Genomic DNA, 6325 nt, shown 5'->3' with positions numbered 1-6325 from the left:
TGGACCGTGCCGTCCGCCGCCTCGTGACGGCGCAGGTGTTCGGTCAGGGTGCGCCGGGCGGCGGACCGCGCCGGGGCGGCGGCCTGCTGGAGGAGATGGCGGCCGGGCCCCGATCCGAGCAGGAAACCGGCCGCGCCCTCGGCCCCGTCGCCCCACACACCGTACGCCTCGGCCCGCCGGACGCTGAGGGCGGTGAACCCCGCGGCCGTGAGGATCTCGCGGATGCGGTCCGGTTCGGCGAGCGAGAACATGCCGGGCAGCCCCGGCCGGCCGAACGCGCCGACGTCGGCGTGTGCACGCAGCGACGCCACCGCCGCCACCCACTCGTTGAGCCCGGCGCCGGCCGGACAGACGAAGGCCAGCCTGCCGCCGGGGCGCAGGGCCCGGCGGACGTGGGAGAAGGCGGCCACCGGATCGGCGTAGAACATCACGCCGTAGCGGCTGATCGCGGCGTCGAACGCGCCCTCCTCCAACGGGTGGACCTGGGCGTCGCCCTGGACGAACGCGATGTTGGTGAGCCCCTCCGCCGCGGCGCGGGCACGGGCGGCGGCCAGCATCGGGCCCGAGAGGTCGAGTCCGAGCGCGTGCCCGCGGGGCGCCCGGCGGGCGGCGAGCCGCGTGGTCTGCCCGGAGCCGCAGCCCAGGTCGAGGGTGCGGCAGTCCCCCGCGATCTCCGCGGCGTCGGCGAGGGGTGCGTCGAAGCCTTCGTTCACGGCGTTCCAGCGGTCCTGGTGGCGGGCCCAGTGGTCGCCCTCCGGGCCGTTCCACGCCTGAGCCTGCTCGGTGTTGGCCATGTGCGGCACGACTGCCTCCTGTGTCCGACGACGACGTATGTACGGGCGGAAGAACGGGCGAATGAACGGCTCAGGGAACGGGCGGCGCCGAGAATGGGCGCTCGCCCAAACAGTATGGGCACACGCCCATACCTGGCAAGGGCCGGTAGTCTCACCGGTGTGCCGCCGTCGGGCGGCCCGGACGAACGGGAGCGAGGTCCATGTCACCGCGCGGAGTGGCGACCCCGGACGTACGCGAGCGGCTGTTCGCGGCGGCGGAGCGGGTCGTGGAGAGGGACGGGCCGGGCGCACTCACCAGCCGGGCCGTCACCACCGAGGCGGGCTGCGCCAAGGGTCTGCTGCACACGCACTTCGCGGGCCTCGACCAGTTCGTGGCCGAGCTCTGCCTCGACCGGTTCGAGCGGACCACACGCAAGGCCGAGGAGCTGGTGGACCATGCCGGCCGGGGCACCGTGACGGGAAACCTGGAAGCGGTCACCCTGGCCCTCTTCGACTCGGGCGGCGCCGCCGTCTCGGGGCTCGCCGTGACGCGGCCCGCAGCGGCGATCCGGGTCCGCGAGGCCCTGGAGGGCGGGGCCCCCGGCTTCGCCTCGATCCAGGCAGCCGTCACCGACTATCTGACGGCGGAACGGGAGCTCGGGCGCGTCCCGCAGGACCTCGTCCCCGACACCGTCGCACTGGCCCTGGTCGGCACCGCGCACCACCTCCTGATGACCGGCAGGCCGGGCGACCCCGACCCCCGTCGGTCGATGAAACGCCTGGTGGCCACACTGGTGGACGGCCACGGGGAACGCCCGGCCTGACGACCGACGCCATCGAGGAGGCGCGCATGCGGACGATCGGACTGCTCGGCGGGATGAGCTGGGAGTCGACGGCGGAGTACTACCGCCTGCTGAACGAACTCACCCGCGCGCGTCTCGGCGGGCTGCACTCCGCACGCTGCGTGCTCTACTCCGTGGACTTCGCCGAGATCGAGCAACTCCAGGTGCAGGGCCGTTGGGACGAGGCCGGCGAGCTGCTCGCCGACGCCGCCGCGGCGCTCGAGCGGGCCGGCGCGGACCTCGTCCTGATCTGCACCAACACGATGCACAAGGTCGCCGACCGGGTCGCCGACGCGGTGAGCGTCCCGCTGCTGCACCTCGCCGACGCGACGGCGGACGCGGTGCTCGCGGCCGGAGTGACCCGGGTCGGGCTCCTGGGCACCGCGTTCACCATGGAGCAGGACTTCTACCGGGCGCGGCTCGCGGCGCGCGGCCTCGACGTGATCGTCCCCGACGCGCCCGAGCGGGCGATCGTGCACCGGGTCATCTACGAGGAGCTGTGCCTCGGGATCGTGCGCGACGCCTCCCGCGAGGCCTACCGCGAGGTGATCGGCTCGCTCGTCGGGCGCGGGGCCGCGGGCGTCGTCCTCGGCTGCACCGAGATCGAGCTGCTCGTCGGGCAGCAGGACAGCCCCGTGCCCGTCTTCCCGACGACGCGGCTGCACGCCGAAGCGGCGGTCACGGCGGCGCTCCGGCCCTGACACGAGCCGACGGTCACCGCGGCGCAGCGGTCCTGACATGACGTAGGTCACGCACGGCGGGCGCGAATCCAGGAATACGTGGCCCGCCGGGGCTGCTGAAGCCCTAATGGCTCGCCCCGCCACGGGGGCGCCGGGCAAGGGTGCTCAGCGCGATCGGCCGCAGGATCCGGCACCGCCGCAGGGGCCGGGACGCCCGCGGCCCCTGGCCGCCACCGCGTTCCCGCACCGCTGTACCGAAAGGTTCTCCTGCACCATGCCCTTGGCTCTGCTGGCCCTGGCCGTCGTCGCGTTCGGCATCGGCACGACCGAGTTCGCGACGATGGGGCTGCTGCCCCAGATCGCCGACGGGATCGGCGTGTCCGTACCGCACGCCGGCAACCTCGTGTCGGCGTACGCGCTCGGCGTCGTCGTCGGCGCCCCCGTCCTGACGGGCATCGGTGCGCGCATCCCCCACAAGAAGCTGCTGCTGCTCCTGTCCGCGCTGTTCGTCGTCGGCAACACCGCGTCCGCCCTCGCCCCCGACTTCGGGCTCCTCTTCGCGGCACGCTTCCTCGCGGGCCTGCCGCACGGCGCCCTGTTCGGCGTCGGCGCCGTCGTCGCCTCCCGGCTCGTCACCCCCGACCGCGCGGCGCGCGCCGTCTCCAAGATGTTCCTCGGCCTCACCGTCGCGAACATCGTCGGCGTCCCCGCGAGCACCGCACTCGGCCAGCACCTCGGGTGGCGCACCGCCTACGGAGCCGTCGCCGTCATCGGCGTGCTCGCCTTCGCGGCCCTGGCCCTCTTCGTCCCGCACCAGCCGCGCGGGCAGCAGTCCGGTGTGCGGCACGAACTGCGCGCGATGGGCAACCGGCAGGTCGCGATCGGTCTCGGCACCGCCGTCGTCGGCTTCGGCGGCTTCTTCGCCGTGTACAGCTACCTCGTCCCGATGCTGACGCACCTCACGGGCTTCTCGGACGGCTCGACGACCCTCGTGCTCGCCCTCTACGGCGTCGGCATGACGCTCGGCACGCTCGTCGCGGGCCCGCTCACGGACCGCGCCCTGCGCCCGACGCTGTACGCGGGGCTGCTGCTGCTCGCCGCGGCGCTGGTGGCGTTCTTCTTCACCGTCCACAGCGCGGTGCCCGCGCTCATCACCATCACCCTGGTCGGCGCGCTCGGCTCGCTGATCACGACGCCGGTGCAGATGCTGCTGATGGCCAAGGCGAAGGACGCACCGACGATGGCGGCCGCCTCCAACCACTCCGCCTTCAACCTCGCGAACGCGGGCGGCGCCTGGCTCGGCGGACTCGTGATCTCGGCGGGCTGGGGCTGGGCCGCGCCCACCCTGGTCGGCGCGGCCCTGGCCCTCGCGGGTCTCGGTCTGGCGTTCATGGGCGGCGCGATGGACCGCGGCTCCGAGCCCAGCGAGGTCGTCGCCGCGTCCCCCGCACCGGAGGCGGCACCGGAGCCCGCCCCCGGAAGCACGGCGTAACGGCAACACCCGCCCGACGACGACGCCCTCCGGACCCGGCCGCACCGGGTCCGGAGGGCGTCTCTCGTCCCACGGGCGCGTCGGCGTCTCACTGCGCGCCGCGCGTCACCTCGTACTCGTTCCCGCAGGGGTCGGTGAACTCCCCCACCGCGTCGGTCCGGTGGGACACCTCGAGCCGGAGCCGGTTGCGGCCGGTCTTCGGTGCCGCCGGCGGGCCCATCACCAACGGGACGGCGCCCCCGGGCCCCTGCCGCAGGCGGACGCACCAGGGGTCGGACTCGACGGTGTGCCGTTGCGCCCGCGCCTCCCAGAACGCCTGCTGGGCGTCGCGCAGTTCCCCGGCGACATCGAGACAGACCGCGGCGAGCCCCGACGCGGCGCGCACTCCGGGATGGCCGGGGCGCAGCACGCAGAACTCGTTGCCCTCGGGGTCCGCGAGCACGTCCCACGGGACGTCCCCCTGCCCGATGTCGGCGCGTGTCGCCCCGAGTCCGAGCAGCCGGCCCACCTCGGCCGCCCAGCCGGGGCCGCCCGCAAGGTCGAGGTGCAGACGGTTCTTGACCGCGCCTTTCGGGCCCGCGGCCGGGACGAACCGCAGGCGCAGACCGTCCGTCCTGCCGTATGTCGCGTCCCGCCAGAAGCGCTCCGTGCGGGGGACGTCCAGCGCGTCGACCACCACACCCGTCAGCATCGGGTCCTCCTCGTCCCGGCCGGCCGGGGGATCCGGGCCGGCCCGTGGCCTTCATAGCGCCTGACACCCCGTGAGCAACAGGCCGCCCTTGGTATGGACCTGCCAATGCCGGGCCGCTAGGCTCGCCCCGGCATGTCCCGGGAGCGCTCGGCGACGTGACTCCCAGGCTTTGCTGTTCCACCCCCACACCACTGGAACAACGAAGGGCCGATCCGCATGAGACGTACCAGATCCCTCCGCACCGCGCTGTCCGCGCTCCTGGTCACCGGTGCCTGCGTGACCGCCGGGCTCGTGCCCGCGTCCGCCGCCGACGGCACCGCGCGCACCGCTCAGGCACCCGCCTCCGACGGCGTACTCGCCGCCATGCAGCGGGACTTCGGACTCACCCGGGCCGAGGCCACGGACCGGCTGGCCGCCGAGAGGACGGCGACCGGCATCGAGAAGCGGGCGCGGGCCGCCGCCGGGAGCGCCTACGCCGGGTCCTGGTTCACCCCCGCGACCAGGAAGCTGACCGTCGCCGTCACCGACCGCGACAAGGCCGCCGCCATATCGGCCACGGGCGCGGCCGTGAAGGTCGTGACGCACACCGAACGCCGGCTCGACGCGACCCGCGAGCGCCTCGACCGGCTCGACGCCCCGGCGGGCGTGAGCAGTTGGCGCGTGGACGTGCGCACCAACCGGGTCGTCGTGGACGTGGTCTCCGGCCACCAGGCTGACAACGATGTCAAGCGCTTCCTGGCCCAGGCCCGGGACGCCGGGCCGGTCCGGGTCGCCACGACGGCGCACCGCCCCACCACACTCGCCGCGGGAACCGTCGGCGGTGACCCGTACTACACGGGCAACGTCCGCTGCTCCATCGGCTTCTCGGTGCAGGGCGGCTTCGTCACCGCGGGCCACTGCGGCGGCGCCGGGCAGGGGGTCAACGGCTGGGACGGCTCGTACGTGGGCAACTTCCAGGGCTCGTCCTTCCCGGACAACGACTACGCGTGGGTCAACGTCGGCAGCGGCTGGTGGACCGTCCCGGTCGTGCTCGGCTGGGGCACGGTCTCGGACCAGCTGGTCCGCGGCTCGGCCGAGGCCCCCGTCGGCGCCTCGATCTGCCGCTCCGGCTCCACGTCGCACTGGCACTGCGGAACCGTCCTGGCGAAGAACGAGACGGTGAACTACAGCCAGGGCGCCGTGCACGAGATGACCAAGACCAGCGTGTGCGCCGAACCCGGCGACTCGGGCGGCTCGTTCATCAGCGGCGACCAGGCACAGGGCGTCACGTCCGGCGGCTGGGGAGACTGCACGTCGGGCGGCGAGACCTGGTACCAGCCGATCAACGAGATCCTGGGCCGCTACGGGCTGACGCTGCACACGGCGTGAGCGAGGGGCACGGCGATACGCCGGCCGGTACGGTGCCGCCCCACGGGGCCACCGCACCGGCCGGACCGCCGAGGGGGTGCGCCGGACTCACACCTCCTCGGCACCGTCGGCGCCCTCGACACTCTCGGCCTCCGACAGAGCCGCGCCGATCAGGCGGGTCGCGAAGTCCCGGTCCTCGGTGACGCGGTTGATGTGCTCCGCGAGGAGGAAGGCCGTCGCCTCCAGCGGGGTCAACTCGTCCTCGGCCCAGTCGCCGTACCTTCCGCGCCACAGGTTCGGGCTCAGCCCGATGCCCGCGGCCACGACCAGCCCCACCATGGTCGGGATGACCTCGGGACGCACGCTCTTCGGCATCATCCGCATCGACTCCACGAGCGTCGGCACCACGTACTCGATGACGTCCTTGCCCTGGTCCTCGTGCGCCTGCCGCAGCCACTGCGTGAACATGTAGACGAGCGTGCACGTGCCGTCGACCAGCA

The 6325-nt window shown here is 73.9% G+C and carries 7 protein-coding genes; 4 read left to right on the top strand and 3 right to left on the bottom strand.

Annotated features, from left to right (window positions below; genetic code table 11):
- Window positions 1-803: class I SAM-dependent methyltransferase (locus tag GTW43_RS01895; RefSeq protein WP_161299779.1), on the bottom strand; the 803-nt coding region annotated here is incomplete at its 3' end.
- Window positions 804-994: 191 nt separating this feature from the next.
- Between GTW43_RS01895 and GTW43_RS01890 the strand changes: the two genes are divergently transcribed.
- The 3 genes from GTW43_RS01890 (at window position 995) to GTW43_RS01880 (ending at window position 3787) form a co-directional block, all read left to right on the top strand.
- The gene (locus tag GTW43_RS01890; RefSeq protein WP_161299778.1) at window positions 995-1597 is read left to right on the top strand and encodes a TetR/AcrR family transcriptional regulator; all 603 of its coding nucleotides are present in this window, start codon (window positions 995-997) and stop codon (window positions 1595-1597) included.
- Between the two features lie 26 nt (window positions 1598-1623).
- On the top strand, window positions 1624-2316 hold the full coding sequence (locus GTW43_RS01885; RefSeq protein WP_161299777.1) for an aspartate/glutamate racemase family protein: 693 nt from the start codon (window positions 1624-1626) through the stop codon (window positions 2314-2316).
- A gap of 253 nt (window positions 2317-2569) precedes the next feature.
- Window positions 2570-3787 (top strand): MFS transporter, encoded by a 1218-nt coding sequence (locus tag GTW43_RS01880; RefSeq protein WP_161299776.1) that lies wholly within the window; start codon window positions 2570-2572, stop codon window positions 3785-3787.
- An 88-nt stretch (window positions 3788-3875) separates the two neighbouring features.
- Here the strand turns inward: GTW43_RS01880 and GTW43_RS01875 are convergent, their stop codons facing one another.
- The gene (locus tag GTW43_RS01875) at window positions 3876-4478 is read right to left on the bottom strand and encodes a VOC family protein (RefSeq protein ID WP_161299775.1); all 603 of its coding nucleotides are present in this window, start codon (window positions 4476-4478) and stop codon (window positions 3876-3878) included.
- 216 nt (window positions 4479-4694) lie between these two features.
- Here GTW43_RS01875 and GTW43_RS01870 point away from each other — a divergent pair, with 216 nt between their 5' ends.
- A complete protein-coding gene (locus tag GTW43_RS01870; RefSeq protein ID WP_161299774.1) occupies window positions 4695-5846 on the top strand; it encodes a S1 family peptidase in 1152 nt (383 codons plus the stop codon).
- An 87-nt stretch (window positions 5847-5933) separates the two neighbouring features.
- On the opposite strand, the gene GTW43_RS01865 is transcribed toward GTW43_RS01870, so the two are convergent.
- A partial coding sequence (locus GTW43_RS01865) for a hypothetical protein (RefSeq protein ID WP_161299773.1) occupies window positions 5934-6325 on the bottom strand: 392 nt, incomplete at its 5' end.

The sequence above is a fragment of the Streptomyces sp. SID5785 genome, assembly GCF_009870065.1.
GTDB lineage: Bacteria > Actinomycetota > Actinomycetes > Streptomycetales > Streptomycetaceae > Streptomyces.
This window is presented reverse-complemented; position numbering and strand designations above follow the sequence as displayed.

Coding starts and splice junctions, on each gene's coding strand:
- GTW43_RS01875 (WP_161299775.1), bottom strand. CDS start 4,478: ATGCTGACGGGTGTGGTGGTCGACGCGCTGGACGTCCCCCGCACGGAG.
- GTW43_RS01890 (WP_161299778.1), top strand. CDS start 995: ATGTCACCGCGCGGAGTGGCGACCCCGGACGTACGCGAGCGGCTGTTC.
- GTW43_RS01880 (WP_161299776.1), top strand. CDS start 2,570: ATGCCCTTGGCTCTGCTGGCCCTGGCCGTCGTCGCGTTCGGCATCGGC.
- GTW43_RS01870 (WP_161299774.1), top strand. CDS start 4,695: ATGAGACGTACCAGATCCCTCCGCACCGCGCTGTCCGCGCTCCTGGTC.
- GTW43_RS01885 (WP_161299777.1), top strand. CDS start 1,624: ATGCGGACGATCGGACTGCTCGGCGGGATGAGCTGGGAGTCGACGGCG.